The sequence below is a fragment of the Shinella agrisoli genome (assembly GCF_046557955.1).
Taxonomy (GTDB): Bacteria; Pseudomonadota; Alphaproteobacteria; order Rhizobiales; family Rhizobiaceae; genus Shinella.
Genome location: NZ_JBJIEP010000022.1, coordinates 1 through 21,572, shown reverse-complemented (window position 1 = coordinate 21,572; position 21,572 = coordinate 1). Strand labels below are relative to the sequence as shown.

At 65.2% G+C, this 21,572-nt stretch carries 19 protein-coding genes and 1 tRNA gene; 3 read left to right on the top strand and 17 right to left on the bottom strand.

Annotated features, from left to right (window positions below; genetic code table 11):
- The 10 genes from ACIIOY_RS20925 to ACIIOY_RS20880 all read right to left on the bottom strand — a co-directional run bounded on the left by ACIIOY_RS20925 (position 1) and on the right by ACIIOY_RS20880 (position 11,133).
- Positions 1-1,611, bottom strand: a complete 1,611-nt coding sequence (locus tag ACIIOY_RS20925) for a phytoene desaturase family protein (protein ID WP_411036613.1) — start codon at positions 1,609-1,611, stop codon at positions 1-3.
- Positions 1,612-1,672: 61 nt separating this feature from the next.
- Positions 1,673-2,647 (bottom strand): ABC transporter substrate-binding protein, encoded by a 975-nt coding sequence (locus ACIIOY_RS20920; RefSeq protein WP_411036612.1) that lies wholly within the window; start codon positions 2,645-2,647, stop codon positions 1,673-1,675.
- 22 nt (positions 2,648-2,669) lie between these two features.
- On the bottom strand, positions 2,670-3,449 hold the full coding sequence (locus ACIIOY_RS20915; RefSeq protein WP_411036611.1) for an ABC transporter ATP-binding protein: 780 nt from the start codon (positions 3,447-3,449) through the stop codon (positions 2,670-2,672).
- Positions 3,450-3,459: 10 nt separating this feature from the next.
- Entirely contained in the window at positions 3,460-4,275 is an 816-nt protein-coding gene (locus tag ACIIOY_RS20910) for an ABC transporter permease (RefSeq protein ID WP_411036610.1), read from the bottom strand.
- A gap of 68 nt (positions 4,276-4,343) precedes the next feature.
- The gene (locus tag ACIIOY_RS20905) at positions 4,344-5,342 is read right to left on the bottom strand and encodes a dipeptidase (protein WP_411036609.1); all 999 of its coding nucleotides are present in this window, start codon (positions 5,340-5,342) and stop codon (positions 4,344-4,346) included.
- Positions 5,343-5,392: 50 nt separating this feature from the next.
- Positions 5,393-6,913: an aldehyde dehydrogenase family protein gene (locus ACIIOY_RS20900; protein ID WP_411036608.1), complete on the bottom strand. Its 1,521-nt coding sequence runs from the start codon at positions 6,911-6,913 to the stop codon at positions 5,393-5,395.
- Positions 6,914-6,924: 11 nt separating this feature from the next.
- A complete protein-coding gene (locus ACIIOY_RS20895) occupies positions 6,925-7,872 on the bottom strand; it encodes an ABC transporter permease (protein ID WP_411036607.1) in 948 nt (315 codons plus the stop codon).
- Between the two features lie 4 nt (positions 7,873-7,876).
- Complete coding sequence (locus ACIIOY_RS20890) at positions 7,877-8,761, bottom strand: ABC transporter permease (protein WP_411036606.1); 885 nt, start codon at positions 8,759-8,761, stop codon at positions 7,877-7,879.
- 27 nt (positions 8,762-8,788) lie between these two features.
- Positions 8,789-9,511 carry a maleate cis-trans isomerase family protein gene (locus ACIIOY_RS20885; RefSeq protein ID WP_411036605.1) on the bottom strand — a complete coding sequence of 241 codons (723 nt, stop codon included), beginning with the start codon at positions 9,509-9,511 and terminating at the stop codon, positions 8,789-8,791.
- A gap of 41 nt (positions 9,512-9,552) precedes the next feature.
- On the bottom strand, positions 9,553-11,133 hold the full coding sequence (locus ACIIOY_RS20880) for an ABC transporter substrate-binding protein (RefSeq protein ID WP_411036604.1): 1,581 nt from the start codon (positions 11,131-11,133) through the stop codon (positions 9,553-9,555).
- 162 nt (positions 11,134-11,295) lie between these two features.
- Here ACIIOY_RS20880 and ACIIOY_RS20875 point away from each other — a divergent pair, with 162 nt between their 5' ends.
- Entirely contained in the window at positions 11,296-12,288 is a 993-nt protein-coding gene (locus ACIIOY_RS20875; protein ID WP_411036603.1) for a LysR family transcriptional regulator, read from the top strand.
- A 133-nt stretch (positions 12,289-12,421) separates the two neighbouring features.
- Here ACIIOY_RS20875 and ACIIOY_RS20870 read toward each other — a convergent pair.
- The 4 genes from ACIIOY_RS20870 to ACIIOY_RS20855 form a co-directional block, all read right to left on the bottom strand.
- Positions 12,422-12,497: transfer RNA gene (locus tag ACIIOY_RS20870), tRNA-Lys, on the bottom strand.
- A gap of 103 nt (positions 12,498-12,600) precedes the next feature.
- Positions 12,601-13,518 carry a PhzF family phenazine biosynthesis protein gene (locus tag ACIIOY_RS20865; RefSeq protein ID WP_411036602.1) on the bottom strand — a complete coding sequence of 306 codons (918 nt, stop codon included), beginning with the start codon at positions 13,516-13,518 and terminating at the stop codon, positions 12,601-12,603.
- A 94-nt stretch (positions 13,519-13,612) separates the two neighbouring features.
- Positions 13,613-14,719 (bottom strand): endonuclease/exonuclease/phosphatase family protein, encoded by a 1,107-nt coding sequence (locus tag ACIIOY_RS20860; protein ID WP_411036601.1) that lies wholly within the window; start codon positions 14,717-14,719, stop codon positions 13,613-13,615.
- Between the two features lie 170 nt (positions 14,720-14,889).
- Positions 14,890-15,306, bottom strand: coding sequence for an Lrp/AsnC family transcriptional regulator (locus ACIIOY_RS20855; RefSeq protein ID WP_411036600.1), 417 nt, complete (start codon positions 15,304-15,306; stop codon positions 14,890-14,892).
- Positions 15,307-15,445: 139 nt separating this feature from the next.
- On the opposite strand from ACIIOY_RS20855, the gene ACIIOY_RS20850 reads away from it, so the two are divergent.
- Positions 15,446-17,083 (top strand): M20/M25/M40 family metallo-hydrolase, encoded by a 1,638-nt coding sequence (locus ACIIOY_RS20850; protein WP_411036599.1) that lies wholly within the window; start codon positions 15,446-15,448, stop codon positions 17,081-17,083.
- Positions 17,084-17,182: 99 nt separating this feature from the next.
- Here the strand turns inward: ACIIOY_RS20850 and ACIIOY_RS20845 are convergent, their stop codons facing one another.
- The 3 genes from ACIIOY_RS20845 to ACIIOY_RS20835 form a co-directional block, all read right to left on the bottom strand.
- A complete protein-coding gene (locus ACIIOY_RS20845; RefSeq protein WP_411036598.1) occupies positions 17,183-18,406 on the bottom strand; it encodes an aminotransferase-like domain-containing protein in 1,224 nt (407 codons plus the stop codon).
- Between the two features lie 463 nt (positions 18,407-18,869).
- Positions 18,870-19,889 carry a ketol-acid reductoisomerase gene (ilvC, locus tag ACIIOY_RS20840; RefSeq protein WP_411036597.1) on the bottom strand — a complete coding sequence of 340 codons (1,020 nt, stop codon included), beginning with the start codon at positions 19,887-19,889 and terminating at the stop codon, positions 18,870-18,872.
- A gap of 57 nt (positions 19,890-19,946) precedes the next feature.
- Positions 19,947-20,588 carry a TetR/AcrR family transcriptional regulator C-terminal domain-containing protein gene (locus ACIIOY_RS20835; protein WP_411036596.1) on the bottom strand — a complete coding sequence of 214 codons (642 nt, stop codon included), beginning with the start codon at positions 20,586-20,588 and terminating at the stop codon, positions 19,947-19,949.
- Positions 20,589-20,702: 114 nt separating this feature from the next.
- Between ACIIOY_RS20835 and ACIIOY_RS20830 the strand changes: the two genes are divergently transcribed.
- On the top strand, positions 20,703-21,380 hold the full coding sequence (locus ACIIOY_RS20830) for a BRA0787 family protein (protein WP_411036595.1): 678 nt from the start codon (positions 20,703-20,705) through the stop codon (positions 21,378-21,380).
- The last annotated feature ends 192 nt before the right edge of the window (positions 21,381-21,572 follow it).

Genomic DNA, 21,572 nt, shown 5'->3' with positions numbered 1-21,572 from the left:
TCATGATGTGACGTCCAGATCCTTGATGATGGTGTTTGCGGCGTTGTAGCCGGGGATGCCGGTGACATAGCCACCCGGCCAGGTGCCGCCGCCCGAGAGGTAAAGCCCGGAAAGAGGCGTGCGGTAGTCATGCGCATTCCGGTGCGGGCGCGCGCCGAAAAGCGCATTCGGCAGCATGTCGCCATGCGTGATGTTCGACTGGACGAGACCCAGCTCCTCTTCGATCTCGACGGGATTGAAATAGCGAAGACCGATGAGGCGCGAGCGCAGGTCCGGCATGTAGCGGGAAAGTGCGTCGATGCAGATATCCGCGAAGCGCTCGCCCGCCTCCGGCCAGCTGCCCTCGGCAAGCCTATAGGGCGCGTGCCAGGCATTGACGCTGAGCAGGTGGCAACCTGCCGGCGCCATATCCGGCGAGGTCACCGACGGCATCAGGCCCCACATGATCGGGTGTTCCGCCAGCCTGCCGGCCAATCCGTCGGCAATCGCCCGCTCGATATAGTCCAGCGAGGGCGCGATACGAAACTGCACCTGCGCTGCCTGCGCCGGGTCGACATCCGCCGGCAGGCCGGCATAGCGGGGCACCCCGTCGAGCGCCAGGACCAGCTTGAACGCCGAGCCTCGCATCGGCACGGCGGCGATCTCGCGCCTGGTGTCGGCGCCCACCGCCTCGTCGTCGAGCATCGTGCCGAAAAGGGTCTTGGGATTGATCGCCGAGAGCACCACCGGCGCCAGGAATTCATCGCCCTTGGCCGTGACGACGCCCCTCGCCCTGCCCGACACATGCAGGATCCGCTCGACCGGCGCATCCTTGAGGATGGTCGCGCCATGCGCGACGCAGCAGGCTTCGAGCGCGTCGATGATGGCTCCCATGCCGCCGACCGGCAGGCCGGTGGAGCCGCGAAGCGCCGCGCGCCGGGGATCGTCGTCGTCCAGCGCCGCATAGGAGGCGAGCGAGATCGGCCGCATCATCAGGCCTACCGCCGAGCCGGGCGCGGACGGCGGGGTCAGCGTCGCGTTGAGCGCCAGCATGCCGAGCAGCGCCTTGGCTTCTTCCGATTTCAGCCGCTCGTCGAGCAACTGGCGCAGGCTGCCGCACATCACGCGGTCGAAGAGGCCGGCAAGATGGCCGGGCACGTTGCGGGCGGCGTCGACCAGGCCGGGAGATGGCGCGAACATCGACGCGCCCAGATGCCGCCCGAGTTCTTCGAGGTCGGACAGGAGGCCGAAGTAGCGTTCGGCCTCGCCCGGCGCATAGGCGTCGAACTGTGCCGCCAGCCGATCCCGGTCGCGCCAGCCGATGAAGGCCCCGCGCGGGAAAGGGTGCACGACCGTCGGGTCGGTGCGAACGAATTTCAGGCCGAAGTGCTCGAGCCGCAGCTCGGCGATGAAGCGCGGCTCGAAGCTGCCGGGCGAGTTGGTGAAGGCGCAGCGGTAGCCGGGCAGGAACTCGAAGGTTCCGCACGGCCCCCCGAGCGTCGGCCGGGCCTCGACCAGCAGCGGGCGCAATCCGGCCTTGGCGAGATAGGCGGTCGCAACGAGACCGTTGTGCCCTCCCCCCACGACGATGGCGTCGTATGTGCCAGTCGATATATCGGCAATGTTCGACATGCGATTTCCATTTGCTTGCTGAAGAGGGCGGGCGGTCGAACCGTCCGCGTTCACGCCGGGGCTACTGCGGCAGATGGTCGTTGGAGAAGTAGGCGGTCGCCTCCTTCCTGCCGAGCATCGAACCGAATTCGGCGAGCGTCTCGTTCATCGCCTCCCAGTCCGCCTCGGCCATCCAGCCGAGCGGCTTGCCCTCGCTCTGCTTGGTGTGGAGCGAGGCCTCGTAGGCTTCGAGCACGCTGCGGTGGAATTCGGCCGGCTGGGTGTTGCCGGAGACCTTGAGGAAGATTTCGACGGCCTCGTCCTTGTGGGCGAACGTGTATTCCATGCCCTTCCTCGTCGCGGCGAGGAAGCGCTTCACGATGTCGGGATTCTGCGCCAGGTAATCGTTGTTGACGACGATGCCGAAGCCGAGATTGGTCACGCCCCAATCGGCATATTTCAGCACCGATACCTCCTTGCCCTGCGCCTTGAGCTGCGGGGCGTAGAAGTAGTCGTCGCCGCTGATGCAATCGAGCTGGCCGGAGGCGATGCCGGCGAACTTCGCGTCGCCGGGCATGTTGACGAGCGAAATATCGGTCAGTTCGAGGCCGTTGGCCTTGAGGAAGGCGGGCAGGATCTGGCCGTCGGAGCCGGTCGGCGTGGAGCCGATGCGTTTGCCCTTGACGTCGGCCGGCGTCTTTATGGACGGGTCGGCGCAGATCAGCGAGATCGGGCCCTGTTGCCACCAGCCGGCGACGGCCGTGATCGGCACGCCCGCGGAGACCGACTGGGCGACGGTGGAGAGGTTGGCATGGCCGATCGGATCGGCATTCTCGCCGACCACCATGGTCGTGGTCTTCGATCCCTGCCCCTGGACGATCTCCACGTCGAGATCGACCTCGTCGTAGAACCCCTTCTCCTTGGCGAGGATCATCGGCGTCTGCCCCGCCCACCAGCTCCAGTCGAGGCGCAGGCGGATGCTGTCGGCGGCAAGCGCTGTCGTGCTCATCAGGGCAAGGGCGAGGAGCGTGCCGCCCGCCTGCTTGAAATGTCTCATGTCGGGTTCCTTTCCAAGGGTGTCAGGCTGCGTCTTCGGCGTCGTCGCGGATGACGCCCATGCGTTCGAAATGAGTGAGGATCCGGTCGACGATCGCGTTGAATTCCGGCATGCCGCGCACGGAGAGCCGGCGACGGCGCGGCAGCGGCACGTCGAGCACTGCCTCGACGCGGCCGGGGCGCGGCGCCATCACCACGATGCGGTCGGACAGGAACACGGCCTCCTGGATGGAGTGCGTGACGAAGACGACGGTCGGCCGGGAGCGCAGCCAGAGCGACTGGAGGTCGACCATCATCTGGTCGCGGGTGAGCGCATCCAGCGCGCCGAACGGCTCGTCCATCAGGAGCAGGGACGGATCGTGCACGAGTGCGCGGCAAACGCTGACGCGCTGGCTCATGCCGCCCGAAAGCTGGTGCGGATAGGCGTTCTCGAACCCGGCCAGACCGGCGGCGGCGAGGAGGTCCTTCGCCTTGGCGCGGTATTCGGCGTCCGGCAATCCGCGCGCTTCCGCCTGCAGGAGGATGTTGTCCATGACGCTGCGCCATTCCAGGAGGACCGGCGACTGGAAGACGAAACCGAGGTCCGTCTCCGCCGTGGTGACCGGCCGGTCGCCGATGCGAAGCATGCCCGAGGTCGGCAAATCAAGGCCCGCGATGATGCGCAGCAGCGTGCTCTTGCCGCATCCGCTGGGCCCGACGATGGAGAGGAACTCGCCCGGCCGGATGTCGATGGAGGTCGGCACCAGCGCCTCCAGTCCCGCATAGGACCGCGATACCTTGTCGATGGCGATGGACTTGCCCATGGCGCGCTCCTCAATGTCCGTCGTTGCGCTGCGAGCGATGCCACGGCATCACGCGCGCCTCGACGAATTGCACGATGGCGAAGCTGACGACCCCGATCAGCACGAGAAGGATGAGAGCGGCGAACATCAGCGCCGTCTGCAACTGTCCGCTGGAGAGCAGGATCAGATAGCCGAGGCCGCGGTCCGAACCGACGAACTCACCGACGACGGCCCCTACCACGGCGAGCGTCACGCAGACCTTCAGGCCGCCGAAGAGGCTCGGCAGCGAATGGGGCAGATAGATCTTGCGGAACATCTGCGCCTGCGAAAGTCCCATCGTCCTGCCGAGGAAGATCATGTCCTGCGGCACGCTCTTCAGGCCCACCACGCCGCTGATGACGACCGGGAAGAAGGCCATCAGGACGCCGACGACGATGTTGGTGTGCAGGCCGAAGCCGAGCCAGACGAGAATGAGGGGCGCCAGCGCGACCTTCGGCACCGCCTGGCTGGTGACGAGCAGCGGATAGACCGCATCCTCGAACCAGCGGAACCGTGCGATCATCACCGCCAGCGGCAGCGCGATGACGATGCTGAGCAGGAAGGCGATCAGGGTTTCGAAGGCGGTGATGCCCGCATGATAGATCAGCATGGGAAACTGCGAGACCAGCGTGGAGGCGACGGAAGCGGGGGACGGCAGGAGGTAGGGTGCCGGCTTCAAGACCGAAACGACGACCTGCCACAGCACGATGATCACGATCAGCGACAACAGCGGATAGACCACGCGGGATATCCGCCCGGGAAACCCCAGGCCTCCGCTCGCCTGAATTGTCATATCGGTCTGGCTCATCGTGCCCTCCGGTTCGATCCTGATGGGTGATGGCGGGGCGACAGGTGCCTCCCGCCATCCCCGCCTTTTCAAGCGGCGTTGGCCGTTGTCGCCGAGGCAGCTGGAACGAAGCCTTCGCGGAAGAGCTTCAGCCAGTTTCCACCGGCGATTCGTGCGATTTCCTCGCTGGAGAAGCCGCGCTTTTCGAGACCTTCCAGGATGTTCGGGAAGTCGGCGGGCGACTGGAACCAGGACGGCCACTTGGAAAAGCCCTTGATCGGGATAGCGCTCTCGCGCGCCCAGCGGCCGGCGCGCCACCACTTGATCTGGCTTTCCGGCCAGCCGTCGTAGAAGTCCGTACCGAAGCCGACATGCTCGGAGCCGACGAGATCGACCGTCCAGGAGACCATGTCGAGGAAGGTGTCGAGCGTGCAGTCCGACCCGTTCTTCATGATCTTCGGATAATTGCTGAGGCCGATGACGCCGCCGGTCTCGGCGAGGCGTTTGATCAGCGCCGTCGACTTGTTGCGGCGGTTGAGTTCGATGTCCGTGCCCACGAATTCCTGCGGATTGGCGTGGGTGACGGCGATCGGGCGCGACGAATACTCGATCGCGTCGAAGCAGGTGCGCTCCGTGCAGTGCGAGACGTCCACGACCATGCCGACGCGGTTCATTTCCGCAATGACATTGCGGCCGAAGAATTTCGAGACGCCGGCCTCGTCGGGCTCCCAGCACCCCGAGGCGACGCGGTTCTGGACGTTGTAGGTAAGCTGCGCGATGCGCACACCGAGCTGGTAGAAGACCTCGATCAGCTCGATGTCGTCCTCGAAGGGCGAGGTATCCTGGAAACCGTAGACCACGGCGGTGCGCCCGGAGGCGGCGATGCGCTCGATGTCCTCGCCCGTCGTCGCAAGCGCGATCAGGTCCGCGTTCTTCTCGAGAAGGCGATTCCATTCGCCGATCACGGTCAGCGTTTCGCGCGCGTTCTCCCAGATCGAGAGGGTGACGTGCACGCAGCCCACGCCACCGCGCCGCCACTCCTCGAAGCGTGCGCGCTCCGGCTTGTTGTACTGCAGTGCGTCGATCAACAGGGGCTTTCTTGCCGATAGTGTCATCGGTTTTCCTTTCCGTTCGGATGTCAGTTTGCGAAGGGGTCGGCTGCCGGGCCGTATTCGACGACGATCGCCTTGATCTGCGAGAACTCCTCCATTGCCTCGACGCCGTTCTCGCGGCCGATGCCGGATTGCTTGTAGCCGCCGAAAGGCACACGCAGGTTGATCGCCCGGTAGGTGTTCACCCAGACCGTCCCGGCCTGCAATTGCCGGGAGACGCGGCGCACGCGGGCGACGTCACGGGTCCAGAAGCCGGCGGCGAGGCCGTATTCCACGCCGTTCGCCATGGAAATCGCCTCCTCTTCGGTCTCGAAACGCTGCACGGTGACGACGGGCCCGAAGATCTCCTCGCGGCAGATCCGCATGTCACTCGAGACATCGAGCACGACCGTCGGCGCGATCCAGTAGCCATCGTTGAGCTCCGGCCCGAGATCGGGTTTCCGGCCGCCGCAGGCAAGGCGCGCGCCCTCTGCCACCGCCTCGTTCACAAAGCCGTTGATCCGCTCGTATTGCCGCCTGTTCGCGACCGGGCCGATATGCGCCCTCGGGGAAGAGGGATGGCCGAGCCGGATACGGCTCACCGAGGCGATGTAGCGCTCGACGAAGCTGTCGTAGATTTCGGCCTGCACGAGGATGCGCGAGCCGGCGACGCAGGTCTGGCCGCTGCCGGAAAAGGCCCCTTGCGTCGCGGCGATGACGGCACCGTCGATGTCGCCGTCGGCAAAGACGATGTGGGCCGACTTGCCGCCCGCCTCGCAGACGAAACGCTTCATGCCGGCGGCGACTTTCGCGCCGAGGACCTTGGCGGTCGCCGTGCTGCCGGTAAAGCTCACCATCTGCACGTCCGGATGGGTTGCGAGCGCCTCGCCGGCGACCGCATCGCCGATCACGGCGTTGACGATGCCGGCCGGGAAGCCCGCTTCCATCGCCAGTTCCGCAAGCGCGATGCTGGAGCCCGGCGCTTCCGCCGGCGGCTTCAGGATGACCGCGTTGCCCATGGCAAGCGCCGGCGCCAGTTTCCAGGAGCCGAGCGAGAGCGCGCCGTTGAAGGGCGTGATGGCGACGACGACGCCAAGCGGCTCGCGCACGATGCGGGCGTCCGCCGTGCGCGAGACGGTGCGGAAGATATCGTCATGGGTATCGAGAGCGCTGGCATAGTAGTCGTACCAGGCGGCGGTCGCCTTCATCTCCGCGGCGGTGGCGGCATGGCTCTTGCCGTTGGCGAGGCTTTCCAGCGCGCCCAGGCGATCCGCATTGGCGGCGATCAGGGCGCCCAACCGGCGCAGGAGCGTCGCGCGTTCATATCCCGTCATCGACGCCCAGGGCTCCGAGGCGAAGGCCTCGGCGGCGCTGGCGACGGCAAGCTCCACCGCTTCGTCCGAAACGAAGGCGCTTGCCCAGACCTTGCCGGTCGAAGGGTCGTGAAGCGGGATTTTCCGGCCGGCGGGCGCGGTCGTGGCGCCGCCGACATAAGAGGTGAAGACGTCCTGTTGGGCGGATGTGGGCATTGTCGGGATCGGGTCCGTTTGCAGCGTGAAGGAAGACATGGCCGGCTCCTTCACAGTTTGATCTTCGGGTTGAAGTACGAGTAGAGGACGTCGACAGCGAAATTGATCAGCACGAAGGCCAAGGCCAGGATCAGGATGCCGCCCTGGATGAGCGGTATGTCGCGGGTCGAAATCGCCTGGTACATGGCAAGGCCGATGCCGGGCCAGGAGAAGATCGTTTCGGTCAGCACGGCGCCGCTGAGCAGGAAGCCCATCTGCATGCCGATCACCGTGATGATCTGCGGCATGGCGTTCGGCAGCGCATGGCGCAGCACCACGCGGGATTCCCGCATGCCCTTCGCCCGGGCCGTGCGCACGTAGTCGCTGTTGATGACCTCCAGCAGCGAGGACCGGGTCATGCGGGCGATCGTCGCCAGCGACCAGGCGGCAAGGGTGATCGACGGCAGGATCATGTGGGCGGCAAGGCCGAGAACGCCATCGCCGCCGCCGACGCTCTGCATGCCGCTGACCGGCAGGAGCCGCAGGTGGAGGCCGAAGATCATGATGAGCACGAGGCCGAGCCAGAAGGACGGCATTGAATTGAAGAACAGCACGATCACCGAAAGCGACTGGTCGCGCAGCGAGCCAGGCTTCAGCGCCGCCCAGGTGCCGGCCGCGACGCCGACGATGGCGGCAAGGACGATGGCGGCGACGGCGAGAAGAGCCGTGTTGCCGAGGCGGTCGGCGATGACATCCGCAACGGGCTGCGCGAATGTGAACGACTGGCCGAGATCGCCCTGCAGCAGGTTGCCGACATAGATCAGGTATTGGACATGGGCCGGCTCGTGCAGCCCCATGCTCAGCCGCAGCGCTTCCTTCGCCTCTTCCGAGGCCGTGGCACCGAGCAGCATGTCGGCCGGATCGCCCGGAATGATCTTGGCGAGCAGGAAGGTCGCGATCGTCACCCCGATGATGACCGGAACGATCTGGAACGCACGTCTGAGGGCGAACACGAGCATCGTCCTAGTCCCGCTGCTTGTTGAAACGTGGATCGAGGTAGTCGCGGGCACCATCGCCGATGAGGTTGAAGGCAACGGCCAGGACGACGATGGCAAGGCCCGGAATGGTCGCGACATGGGCTGCGGTCGCCAGCGCCGTGCGGCCGCTCGACAGCATCTGGCCCCATTCGGGAGCGGGCGGCTGGGGGCCGAGGCCGAGAAAGCTGAGGCTTGACGACAGGATGACGTTTCGCCCGGTCTGCAGCGTGCCGTAGACGATGGCCGGCCCGAGGATATTCGGCAGGATATGCCGAAACGCGATGCGCCGGGCGCGGAAGCCGAGGGCATGGGACGCCTCGATGAACACCTCTTCCTTGACCTGCAGCACCGCGCCGCGAACGATGCGGCCGAAGGCGGGAACGGTGACGACGACCATCGCGATGATCATCGAGGAAAGGCCCGGCCCGAGCGCCGCGCTGATGCCGAGCGCCAGCAGGATGCCCGGAAAGGCGAACATGATGTCGAAGAACCGCATGATCACGGTATCGACGAACCCGCCGATATAGCCGGCGACCATTCCGAGCAGGCCGCCGATGGCCAGCGCGATGACCGTCGGCACGATCGCCACCATGAGGGCGTAGCGCGTGCCGTAGATCAGGCGGCTCAGGATATCGCGCCCGAGTTCATCGGTGCCGAGGATGTTCCAGCCGGAAAACACGCCCCTGTAGCGGGCGAGCGGGTTAGCCCTCAACGGATCGAACGGCGATATCCAGTCGGCGAAGAGAGCGGCGAAGACGATGACGGCCAGGATGCCGAGACCGATGGCCAGCGCGGGATTGTCCAGGATGCCGACGAAGGCATCTCGCCATTTGCGTGCAGGCCTGATTGTCTGTTCGATCACGGTCGTCATCGTTCTCTTCCGTCGCGGTTCCTGCGATCAGGCGGCGTACCAGAGCTTGCCGAGGTTCGGGATCTGGTCCTTCAGGCCGACGGCCCTCAGCGCCCGCCAGAGCGTCGCCTGGTTGCTCGACACCACGGCCGCACCCGTATCCATTTCCAGGTAGGGAAGGATCGGGAATGTCCGGTAGGTGCCGCAGGAAATCAGGATCGCATCGCAGGTTCCGGCGGCCTTGAAAGCCTGCTTGCCGAGCTTGTAGGCGCTGTCGGCGTCATGCACGCTGGCATCGAAGGGATCGGTGATCTGGAGGCCCAGCATGGAGGCGATCTTGAAGCCCTTGGCCTCCATGAAGGCGCCCATCTTCTCGTTCACCTCGTCGGAATAGATCGTCGCGACCGCGATCGAGGTGGCGCCCAACGCTTTCAGCGCATCCATCTGCGCCGCCATCATCGTGATGGCGGGAATGCCGGTTTCCGCTTCGATCTGGGCGCAGACCTCCTCGTCATGGCCGACGCCGCGCAGGAAGGTGCCCGGCGCACCGCACTGGACGATGAGGTCCACCTTGGCGGTCGCCAGCTGGCGCGAGGCCTCCAGCACTTGCGACATCATCACCTTGAGGCCTTCTTCATCGACGCGCGGCACGATGGTCCGGGCATCGGCGAAGGCGACGCCGACGGGCGCCACCGACCGCCATTCCTCGGCCCCCTCGATCGCCGTCGCCGGCCTCATCTGCCCGATACGTGCGCGCCAACCTAACATCATCTGCGTATTCTCCTCTTTCAAATCCGAATAAAAACAGTGGGTTACTTTACCTGTATGCGGGGATAGTCGATGAAGACGGATCTTGCCGGCAGGACGCCGCCGATGCGCGCGCTCAGCACGCGCGGCAGCCGATCCTGATAGAGGAAGATCCACGGGCTATCGTCGGCGATGCGTTCGGCCGCCTGCCGGTAGAGGTCGAGGCGCTTCGCCTCGTCGCTTTCGCCGCGCGCCTCGGTGAAGAACCGGTCGGCCTCGGCATTGGTGAACCAGCCGCGATTGACGCCGCGCGGCGGCTGCTGGTCGCCGGCGAACATGCGCTCCAGCCAGTAGGCGCTGTCGGCGCCTGTCGTCCAGCCGTTGAACGAGCCCTGGACGTCGTCCTTATAGCCGGGCCCCTCGGTCGAGACGAGCGTCGCGAATTCGAGGAACTGCGGCTCCAGCGTGATGCCGACCTCGCCGAGATCCTGCTGGAGCAGCGCGATGACCTCGGCGGCCTGCCCGAAACCGGGGCCGCTGTTCGGCGCCATCAGCTTGATGGTGACGCCGGTCGAGAAACCGGCCTCGGCCAGCAGCGCCTTCGCCTTCGCCGGATCATAGGCGTAGGTCGATCCGGCCGCGCTCGGCAGCTCGTTGCCCGAGGGAACCGGACCGCCGAGCGGCGTGACCTGTCCGTTGAGCAGGGCCGCCAGATTGTCGCGGTTGACGGCGTAGTTCAGCGCCTGCCGGAACAGCTTGTTGTCCGTGTACCGGGCCTTGGTGTTGAGCCGCACGAAATACTGGTTCGCCGGCTCGGGATACTGGATCTGCAGGCTGGGATCGACGGAAAGCTGGGCGACCTGCTGCGAGCTTGCGCTGGGGATGATGTCGACCTGGCCGGTCTGCATGGCGATCGCCATGGCGGTCGGGTCGGTCACGGGCCGGAAGATGAGGGTATCGACGGCGGCCGCGCCGCCCCAATAGGCATCGTTCCGCTTCAGGTCGAGCTGCTGCCCCTGCTGGAAGGTCTCCAGCCGGAAGGGGCCGGTTCCCACGGGGTTCAACCCCATCGCGTCCCCCTTGTGGGCGGCCATCGCCGTCGGGCTGATGATGCCGGAGCGGCGGTCGCTGAGAAGGCGCAGCAGACCCGAGAACGGTTCCTTCACCCTGATCTCGAAGGTCTGCGCGTCGATCGCCGCCGTGCCGGCGATCCAGCGGGTCAGGAAGGTCATGTTGCCGGCAGCGCGCTCGTCGTGAAGGGGCGAGGCCTTGTCCATGATCCTGGCGAAATTCGCCTGAACGGCCTCTGCATTGAAATCCGTGCCGTCGTGGAACTTGACGCCGGAGCGCAGCGTGAAGCGGTAGACGAGGCCGTCGTCGCTCACCGTCCAGCTTTCGGCAAGGCCGCCCTTCAGCGCCGGCGCGGTGTCGGTCACGACGGAAAGGTCCTCGCGGACGAGCGGATCGTAGATCGCATCGATCACCCGCAAGCCCGGCGTTCCGGTCATGCGATGCGGGTCCAGCGGCGGTATCGCCCCCTCGGAGCCGATGACGACGGTCTGCGCATGCGCCGAAACGGGCGTTACGAGAGCGGAACTGGCGACAAGGCAAGCGAAAGCAACCGCCGAACGGCGTTTCGTCAACATATTCAACATCCTGTTCCCCTTATTGGTTGGGTTTCTTCCGCGCCGAGGATGAGTGGCTGCGACCCGTGCCGATCATTAAATGCGCCGACATTCGATAAATCAAATTGAAAAACTTTCGAAACTGATCAGGATTGCCTATAAATGATCATCTGGAGACATCCGATGGCCGACCCACAATCGCAGGCTCTACCTCCGCCGTCCTACACCGCGACCATCCGCCATCTGCGGGCGTTCCTCAGCGTCGCGAAACACCGCAGCTTCACGCGCGCGGCCACCGAGCTGCACCTGTCGCAGCCTTCGCTGACGATGACCATCCAGCAGCTGGAGGATATTGTCGGTGGAACGCTGTTCGACCGGACCACGCGCAACGTGATCCTGACGCAGGAGGGAAACGATCTTTTCCCGGTCGCCGAGCGGGTCGTCGACGATTTCGACCTGGCGATCCGCAACATCCGGCTGACTGCCTCCAGCCGCAACAGCTGCATCCGCGTCGGCGTCGTCAGCTCGATAGCGACCAAGATCATGCCCCGCATCCTGGAAGGCTTCCTTGCGTCCCGGCCAGGGCTTCGCGTCCAGCTGCGCGAGGGAAATTCCAACGACGTCCGCCGTCTCGTGCGGCGCAACGAGGTGGACATCGGTTTCGCCAGCATGGACGGTCCCGATGCCGATCTCGTGTTCAAGCCGCTGTTCAAGGACCAGCTCGGCCTCTTCCTGCGCCATACGCATCCCCTGCACATGCTTGCGAAGGACGGCGTGCTGCGTTGGGCCGATCTTGCCGGCCACAATTTCGTCGGCCTCACGCTCGACACGGCGACCGGTCCGATCCTCTCGCAGATGGAAGACCTCCCGGAATCCATCCGCGTGCCGAAATACGAGGTATCGACCTATCCCACGCTCTGGGCGCTGATCGAAAACGGCTTGGGCGTCACCACGGCGCCGGCATTGGCGGCGGAGTTCATCCCGGATAACCGCATCGCCTTCCTCGGGCTCATCGAACCGGTGGCGTGGCGCAGCGTTTATATCGTCAGCCGGCTCGGGCGCGCCCTTCCGCCAATGGTCACTGCCCTCGTGAAAACCGTGGAGGCGGAACTTGCCGCGATTTCCAACGGCCATTCGAGGATCACGACATCGGGAATATCGGCTTCCGAAGAATGATTCAGATGTGGTCCGGCGAGTTGTCCCAGGAGGGTTTGACGCGCGTTCCCGTCTGCGCAGCGGCAGGACACCGTCGTGTTTAGAGAATGCCAGAAGAAATCAGCGCAAGCCATTGATCTCATTTGAGAAAAAATGGTGGGTGATCACGGGCTCGAACCGTGGACCCGCTGATTAAGAGTCAGCTGCTCTACCAACTGAGCTAATCACCCACATGACCGCTCCGGCGGTCTGGAGGGGCGTATAATGGCCTTCGCCGGGCTTGTCCATACCGCAGTTGGAAAAAATGCGTGTCCGCCGGAAATTTTCTTCCTGTCACAAATCCAGCACTCCGGATGCGATGCGCACGGCTTCCCCGCCGATGCGCGCACCGGCGATGGTGCCGCCGGAGACATCGAGATGCAGGTGGATCAGGGAGGGACGGCCCATCTCGACCCCCTGCTCGACCAGGAACGGATGATGGCCGTCCACCAGCTTGTCGAAGAAATGGATGGCGCCGGACATGGCGGCGACGGCCGAGCCCGTCGCCGGATCCTCGGCGATCCCCATGTCGGGCGCGAACATGCGGGCGTGGAACCTGGCGATATGGTTCACGCCGCCGCGGCAATAGAGGTAGGCGGAGGCAAGCCGGCCCTCGGCGAATGGCGCGCAACGTTCCCAGAGCACCGGGTCGAACTCCACGGCCGCCGCGGCCGCAAGGTCATGCACCGGGATCATCACGTAGGCGACGCCGGCGCTCCAGAGGGAGGGCACGTGGTTCTCGAAGCCGATCTGGGCGGGTTTCAGGCTGAAGGCATCGGCGAGCGCCTGCTTGTCGAAGGCGGCCTCCAGGCGCGCGGACTTGCGCGGCAGGTCGAATTCGGCAAAGGCCGCCTTGCCGGCACCGAGCTTCACGGCGCAGCGCACCGGGCCGACATTCTCCTCCAGCACGCTCACCAGATCGCGCGGTCCCGCCCCGTTGCCCTCGCCGGCCTCGGCGATGGCGATCGCCGCGCCCACCGTCGGATGGCCGGCGAAGGGCAGTTCCCGGCCGGGCGTGAAGATGCGCAGGCGCGCGGTGTGCGCCGGCTTCTCCGGCGTCTTGACGAAGACCGTTTCGGAGAGATTGAACTCGCCGGCGATGCGCTGCATCGTATCGTCATCGAGTCCGTCGGCATCGAAGACGACGGCCAGCGGATTGCCGGCGAGCCGCGCGTCGGTGAAGACGTCGTAGATGGCGTAGCGACGGGACAAGGCATTCTCCGTATTCGTCTTTTGCCCGAAGGCATCTGCCTAAACCTGCCCGAGGCCTCCGCCGCGGGCAAGCGGAAATGACGCCATGGACCGCTCACAGATCGAGCGTCATGACCACCGGGCAATGGTCGGAAGCCTTCGGCCTGTCCCAGCCGACGCGCGGATAGCGCTCCACCTCCTGCCCCGGCGGGAAGAGCGTGCGGAAGGGCTGGCCGGCGCGGATGATTTCCGGAACATGGTGCGCATTGCGCTCGGCAAGCGACGGCGAGAGCCAGATATAGTCGAGCTGGCAGAGATGGCGCTCCTCCGGCCCGCGGCTATGGTAGAGCGTCCAGCGGTCGTCCACCGGGCGCCGCAGCATGGGGTTCACCGCAAAGCCGTCCGCGCTGAAGACGTCGAGGGCGCTCACCTCCTCTTCCTGCGGCACGAAGCGATAGCCGTTGCGCCTGTCGCCCTCGATCGCAAGCTTCTCCTGGTAGTCGTTCATGTCGCCGCAGATGGCGAAGGCCTTGCCGGCGGTACGGCCGGCGCCGAACCGGTTCTCGATGATCCGGCGCACGGCCCGCGCCTCCGCCATGCGCACCGGCATGGTCGACTGCCGGCCGTCCAGGCCTTCCCTGCCCGGCCCCATCGACTTGAAATGCACGACATAGAGCGTCAGCGGCCGCCCGCCGATGCGCAGGTCCATCTCCAGGCAGTCGCGCTTGAAGATCTTGTCGTCCGGGTTGATGCCCGGTCCCAGGTCCGGCGTGAAAAGATCGAACTCGCGATAGGTGACGGATGCGTGGCTGCGGATGTCGACGCACTCGATGCGCTGGCCGTCGCGCGTTTCCTCCCGCATCAGCACCGAAACGTCGATGCCGCGGCTGTCATTGCCCTCGATCAGGTATTTCTGCCGGTAGCCATTGCCCACCATGCGGAAGAGGTAGCCGTATTCGAAGGCCTGCAGCGCCGCCATGTTGTCGGTTTCCTGCAGGCAGAGGATGTCGGCGTCCGCATCGGCGATGGCAAGCGCCGAATGCTGGCGGGCGTCGTCCGTATGCGCGATGGTGCGCGCCTCCTCCAGCCGCTGGTATTCCGCCTCGTTGCGGATGTCGAAAAGGCGCAGCACACGATCCTGGCGAAGCTGGTTGCGAAAGCCCGTGAAGTCGAAACGGGTCATGAGGTTTTCGATGTTGAACGTGGCAAGGCGTAGCGACATGAGGTCCTTCCGATAATGCCGGCGGAGTGTAACCGGCTGGCCGGCGATGGAAAGCGCCTTTTCACGCGCCGCCGCCTTTGCGGATGAAGCGCATCCCGGCAAGGCGGAGGACCGGCGCGCATCACCTGTTCATCGGCGGGCGAGGTCATCGACATCGCGATGCCCTGACCTCAGAGGGTTGTCAGAAGCAGGCTCGTTTCCGATTTCGAGACGCCGTCCATGGCGCGGATGCCGCGCAGCACGCGCTCGAACTCGACGAGATTGTCCGCCTGTATCTCCGCCACGAGGTCCCATGCACCGTTCGTCGTGTGCAGGGCGCGAACCTCCGGGACGCCGCGCAGCGCCTTGATGGCGGCGAGCGTCTTCTGCCCGGTGATCTCGATCATCATGATGGCGCGCACGGCATGGGGATCGTCGGCTTCCGTCACCCGCACGGTGAAGCCGCTGATTATCCCCTCGCGCGTCAGCCGGTCGATACGGTTCTGCACCGTGCCGCGCGAGACCTTCAGTTCCCCTGCCAGGGCCGAAAGCGAGGCGCGGCCATCCTTGCGCAGGAGGGCGAGAAGTTTCCGGTCGATTGCGTCCATGCCTGCTGCCGAATTGCCAATCCACTATGGCGAAACGGCAATATGGCGTGCAAAATTCTCAAAAAATTGCCGTTTCGCTTGCCGCCATCCTTGGCTAGCCTTTGCCTCAATGCAATCCCCTTTCGACGAGTCCCCAGCCATGAAGAACGAGAACGCCATCCGCACGTCCGCCGCGCGCACCCGCGCGCTCTCTCTGCTGATGACAGGCTGGCCGAGCGTCACGGGCTCGCCGGACGAGGCGGCCTTTTCCGGAAAGCTCAGGGCGCAGCTCGCGCAAACACCCTATTTCCGGCGCCATCCCGACCGGCTCTTCACCGTGGACAGCCATGGCGAACCGATGACGCGGAGCGTCGTGGCGCTGGTGCGCGGCGGCGGGCGGAGGACGGTGGTTCTGGCCGGTCATTTCGATACGGTCTCCATCGCCAACTACGGCACGCTCGCGCCGCTCGCCTGCGATCCGGAGCCGCTGACGGAAGCCCTCGTGAAGGAGCTTCGCAGCCGTCCCCTCAACGGCGCGGAAATGAAGGCGCTCGAGGATTTCGAGAGCGGCGATTTCATCGCTGGGCGCGGCCTGCTGGACATGAAGAGCGGCCTTGCCGCCGGCATCGCGGTTCTGGAGCGCTTCGCCGGGCTGGAGGCACCGGACGGCAACCTGCTCTTCGTCGCGACGCCGGACGAGGAGAACCGTTCGCGCGGCATGCGAAGCCTGCGCGACGCCCTGCCGGAGATCGCCCGGCGCTTCGACCTCGACATCGTCGGCGGCATCAACCTCGATGCGTCGAGCTGCGAACGCGGCGGCGAGGAAGGCCGTGCGGTCTATCTCGGCTCGATCGGCAAGTTCGCGCCCTTCGCCTTCGTCATCGGCCGGCCGACCCATGCGGGCTATCCGTTCAACGGCATCAGCGCCCACCGCATCAGCGCCGAGATCATACGCGCCATGGATACCGTGCCGGAACTTGCCGACGCGGCCTTCGGCGAGCGGTCCCCGCCCCCCGTCTGCCTCGAAGCGCGCGACATCCGCGACGGCTACGACGTGACGACGCCGGATCGTGTCTGGCTTTCCTTCAACTGGCTGACGCACCGCCGCAGCGCCGGCGACGTTCTCGGCGAGTTCCGCGCCATCGTTTCCGGCGCGCTGGCCACCGCCCTCGAAACGCAGGATGCCCACCAGGCCCGCTACGGCAACCGCCCCGCGACGAGGACGGAAGGCGCGGTGCTGACCTATGCGGAGCTTGTCGAACGGCTGAAGGCGCGCGGCGGCGATGCGCTCGACCGGCTCGCAGACCTCGACCGCGCGCTTTCCGGCAGCACCGATCCCCTGAGGGTCAGCCGCGAGATCGTCGCGGCGGCGGCGACGCAGGCCGGCGTCGAAGGCCCGGCCGTCATCATCGGCTTCGGCAGCCTGCATTACCCGCTGGTGCATCTGGAGCGCTCCGGCGCCGGCGAGCGGCGGGCGCGGCTTCAGCGCGTGATGGCCGAGGTCGCACAGCGGCACGGCACGTCGATCAAGTTCAAGCAGATCTTCGCCGGCATTTCCGACATGAGCTTCTTCGGCCACCGGCCCGAGGCGAGCGAAACGGGGTTGCTCGCCGCCAACACGCCCTCCGTCGCCTTCACCGACGATGCGCCGGAAGGGCTGCTCTCCTTCCCGACGGTCAATATCGGGCCCTGGGGACGCGACTATCACCAGAAATGGGAGCGCGTGCACGCACCCTACACGTTCGAGGTCCTGCCGGATCTGGTCTACGAATCGGCGATGGATTGGTTGCGGGGCTAGATCGCCTCTCATCCGGCCCTGCCGGCCACCTTCTCCCCGCAAGCGGGAGAGGGTCAGGGTGAGGGTGAGGGGCAAAGGCCTCCGCACAGGTCGCGCCAATCAGGCAGCCAGCTGCTCCTTGCTCAGCAAGCGGCAGAGGCGGGAAATGCCCTCCTCGATCGTCGCGGCGTCGGCGCAGGAGAAGCTGAGCCGCAGCGTGTTCGCGCCGCTGCCGTCCGCATGGAAGGCCTGGCCGGGCACGAAGGCGACTTTTTCCGTCTCGATGGAGCGGGCAAGCAGCCTTGCGCCGTCCATGCCGGCCGGCAACGTGACCCAGACGAACATGCCGCCTTCCGGCTTCGTCCAGGCAACGCCTTCGGGCATATATTTCTGCAGCGCGGCCAGCATGGCATCGCGGCGCCGGCTGTAGGCGGCGCGGATCTTGGCGACCTGCGCATCGAAACCGCGCTCGGCGACATGGGCGATCGCCATCTGGTTGATGGTCGAGGAATGGAGGTCGGCCGCCTGCTTCATCAGCACGAGCTTGCGGATGACGGGCGCCGCCGCGACGATGTAGCCGACGCGCAGGCCCGGCGCGAGCGTCTTGGAGAAGCTGCCGCAATAGATGGTGCGCGTGTCATCGATAGTGCCCTTGCGGGCGATTTCGAGTGCCAGGATCGGCGGAACCGCCTCGCCGTCGTAGCGCAGCGACTGGTAGGCGGCATCCTCGATGACGGGGATTTCCAGCTCCTCGGCAAGGTCGAGCAGTTTTTCGCGGCCGGCGCGGTCGACGGTCTCGCCGGTCGGATTGGCGAAATCGGCGGAGAGGTAGGCGAACTTGACGCGCCCGCCCGCTTCCGCCGCCGTCGCGCGGTAGGCGTCCGGCGTGCGGTTGCCGGAAAGGTTCAGCCGGTCGTAGGTCGGCTCGTAGGCGTTGAAGGCCTGGAGCGCGCCGAGATAGGTCGGCCAGGTGACGAGGGCCGTGTCCTTCGGCGAAAGGAAGAGCTTCCCGAGATAGTCGAGGCCCTGCTGCGAGCCGGAGACGATGAAGACGTTCTCCGCCGTACAGGCGATGCCGATCTTGCCCATCTCGCCGGCGAGCCATTCGCGCAGCGGCCTGTAGCCCTCGCTGACGGAATATTGCAGGCCGGCGGCGGCACCCTCGCCCGCAAGCACATCGGCATAGGCGGCGGAGAAGGCTTCCTTCGGGAACAGCGCCGGATCGGGAATGCCGCCGGCGAACGAGATGATGTCGGGTCGCTCCAGCAGCTTCAGCAGCTCACGGATTTCGGATGCCTTCATGCGCGACGCGCGCGTCGCGAAGGCCTGTTCCCATTTGAACATAGGGGTTTCCTCGGGCTTGTTGTTTGAACGCACCTCATCACGGCACCGCTATTATGTCAACAATGCTGACCTAAATATTCGTGCGATGAGAAAAGAAGCACAACCCGAGTTTCCAGGCGGTTTTACTCCGGTCGGAGCAGCCTGCTTTCATCGGCATTTGAGCCGAGGAGGCTCAGGTCGCCCGGTCGCTGTAAAGGCTGAGCAGCACCAGCGTGGCTATACTGCCCAGGATGAAAAGGTCGAACCAGGCGAAGTATTGGATAATCGTGGTCATCGCACTATCCTCCCGACAGCGGAACGAAACACTCCAGTATTTTGTTCCTCTTCGGCGCGTCACGCAAGGTTATTACTTGCTGCGCCGCAATAACGCGGAAGAATGCACTGCACTATTTCAGTTTCCCTGAAATAGGAGGCCGGGCGGAAATCCCGCCCGGCCGGCCGTTCTGCCCGAGGGCAGGAGCGGTCAGTTGACGGCCTTGTCGACCAGCTTGTTCTTGCCGATCCACGGCATCATGCCGCGCAGCTTGGCACCGACTTCCTCGATCTGATGGGCGTCGTTGTTGCGGCGGATACCCTTGAAGCGTGCGCCGCCGGCTTTCCATTCCTGCATCCATTCGGAGGTGAACTTGCCGGTCTGGATGTCGGTGAGAACGCGCTTCATCTCGGCCTTGGTCTCGGCGGTGATGATGCGCGGGCCGGAGACGTATTCGCCCCATTCGGCCGTGTTGGAGATCGAGTAGTTCATGTTGGCGATGCCGCCTTCATAGATCAGGTCGACGATCAGCTTGACTTCGTGCAGGCACTCGAAATAGGCCATTTCCGGCGCGTAGCCGGCTTCCACCAGCGTCTCGAAACCGGCGCGGATGAGCTCGACGAGACCGCCGCACAGGACGACCTGCTCGCCGAAGAGGTCGGTTTCGCACTCTTCCTTGAAGTTGGTCTCGATGATGCCCGAACGGCCGCCGCCGACGCCGCAGGCGTAGGAGAGCGCGAGGTCGAGGGCGTTGCCGGACGCGTTCTGGTGAACGGCGACGAGGCAGGGAACGCCGCCGCCCTTCTGGTATTCGCCGCGAACCGTGTGGCCCGGACCCTTCGGCGCGATCATGACGACATCGACCGAGGACTTCGGTTCGATGAGGCCGAAGTGGACATTGAGGCCGTGCGCGAAGGCGATGGCCGCGCCGTCGCGGATGTTGCCGGCGATCTCTTGTTTGTAGATGTCGGCCTGGAGTTCGTCCGGCGTCGCCATCATCAGGAGGTCGGCCCACTTGGCGGCTTCCGCGACGGTCATGACCTTGAAGCCGTCGGCCTCGGCCTTCTTGACGGTCGGCGAACCGGCCTTGAGGGCGATCGCGACGTTCTTGGCGCCGGAGTCCTTGAGGTTGAGGGCGTGGGCACGGCCCTGCGAGCCGTAGCCGACGATGGCGACGTTCTTCGCCTTGATGAGGTTGAGATCGGCATCACGATCGTAATAGACGCGCATCGATGGTTCCTTCCCTTAGCTTGTCTGTTTAACCCGAGCCGGCGGCCTTCGCCGGCTTTACCCTTTCGCGCCGTGAAGCGTCAGGAAGGCGTCCACCGCCTTCTCCGCGCGTGGCGAGAATTCCTTCTTGAGTGCGCTCGCATCCTCGCCCAGCAGCATGCGCAGGTGCATGTCCGAGACGATCAGGCCGTAGAGCGTGCCGTATGCCTCGTCGGCGCTGTCGAAGGCGAGCAGCTTCGCCTTGCGGCCGGCCTCCAGCAGCGCCGCGGCGCGCCTGCCGATCTGCCGGCGGCCACGCTCCTGCAACAGGCGGCCGAGCCCGGCGCTGTCGCGGCTCGCCTGGCCGATGGCGAGGCGGTTCAGCGCCAGGGAGACGTCGCCGGAGAGCACGTCGACGAGGTCGCGCGCGAAGGAGACCAGATGCTGGCGCAGCGTCTCCGCCGTCAGCTTGCCCGCCTCGACCTCGACCGTGCGCACCTTGCCGGCCTGGTAGGCGATCATCGCCGAGATCAGCCCGTCGCGGTCGCCGAACCATTTATACAGGCTTTCCTTGGAACAATTCGCCGCGCGCGCCACGCCGGCCGTCGTCAGCGCCCGTTCGCCGCCCTCGACGAGCAGGCCGAGCGCATGCTCCAGCACCGCGCCCTGACGTTCCGTCAGTCCCGCGGCCGCCGCGCCTGCCCTTCCCTGCTCCATCATCCGCAAGATAGCCACCTGTCGATATTGCGTACCGTACGGTACGGTTCGCCGTCTTCTAGCGGTCTGCGCCGATCCGGTCAACAGGCAACTTGCCGCCGTGCAAAGAAGAGTGATTTGCCGCGCCGAATCCGGTTGTGGACGGCGCGTTGCGGCACGCAAGCATTGCTGCGACGCACAATCATACAGAAATTTTCTTTCCGCTATCCCGCTGTTTTGAAACAGAAGTCCACCGAAACACGCCCTTTGCCGCTGGCCGCACAATATTTTTCGCTTCCCAATCCGTTTCCTGTTGTTAAGATTTGTGAGACCTGCGGTGCAGCAGGCCGCATGCGGGAACGCATGGGCAAGCCGGCATCCTGGGCCCCAGTTAGGAGTACGAAGCGAAACGCCCTTACGCCAAGGAGACAGAAAATGTTGAATTTCCTGCCTGACCTTCACGAAGGACATGCTCCCATCACTCTGCAGCAACTGTTCGGCGATGCCCTGGAAGCCTTCGAATCCTGGGAAGACGAGCGCGCCGAACCGATGGTGATCTACGAGGAAAAAGTCATCCCCATCGGGGCCGTCTTTGAAAGCATGCGCGATTGCACCGACATCCTGCCGCGTACCATGGCGGATATCGTCGGCGACGCGCTCGCCCGCACGCCGGCGGCTGCGGACGCCGAGATCGTCACCTTCGGCGATGCCGCCCGTCTTGCGATGGCGGCCACCGAGCAGCGCCGCCTCTACGGGGAAGCGGCGATCGCAGCCTTCCTCGACCACAATCGCGTCGACAAGCGGCGCCCTGCCTGAGCACCTCCAAATGAAGGCCCCGGAAACGGGGCCTTCAGCTTGTTGGTGAAGTCCGCCAAACCTCTCTTCCGTCATGGTCGGGCTTGACCCGACCATCCATAAGCCTTTGAAAGAAATGGATCCTCGGGTCAAGCAACCGTGGAGTTATGGTTTGAAGGCTGGGTCTGTTCTTGCGATGGCGTTTAGGATCGT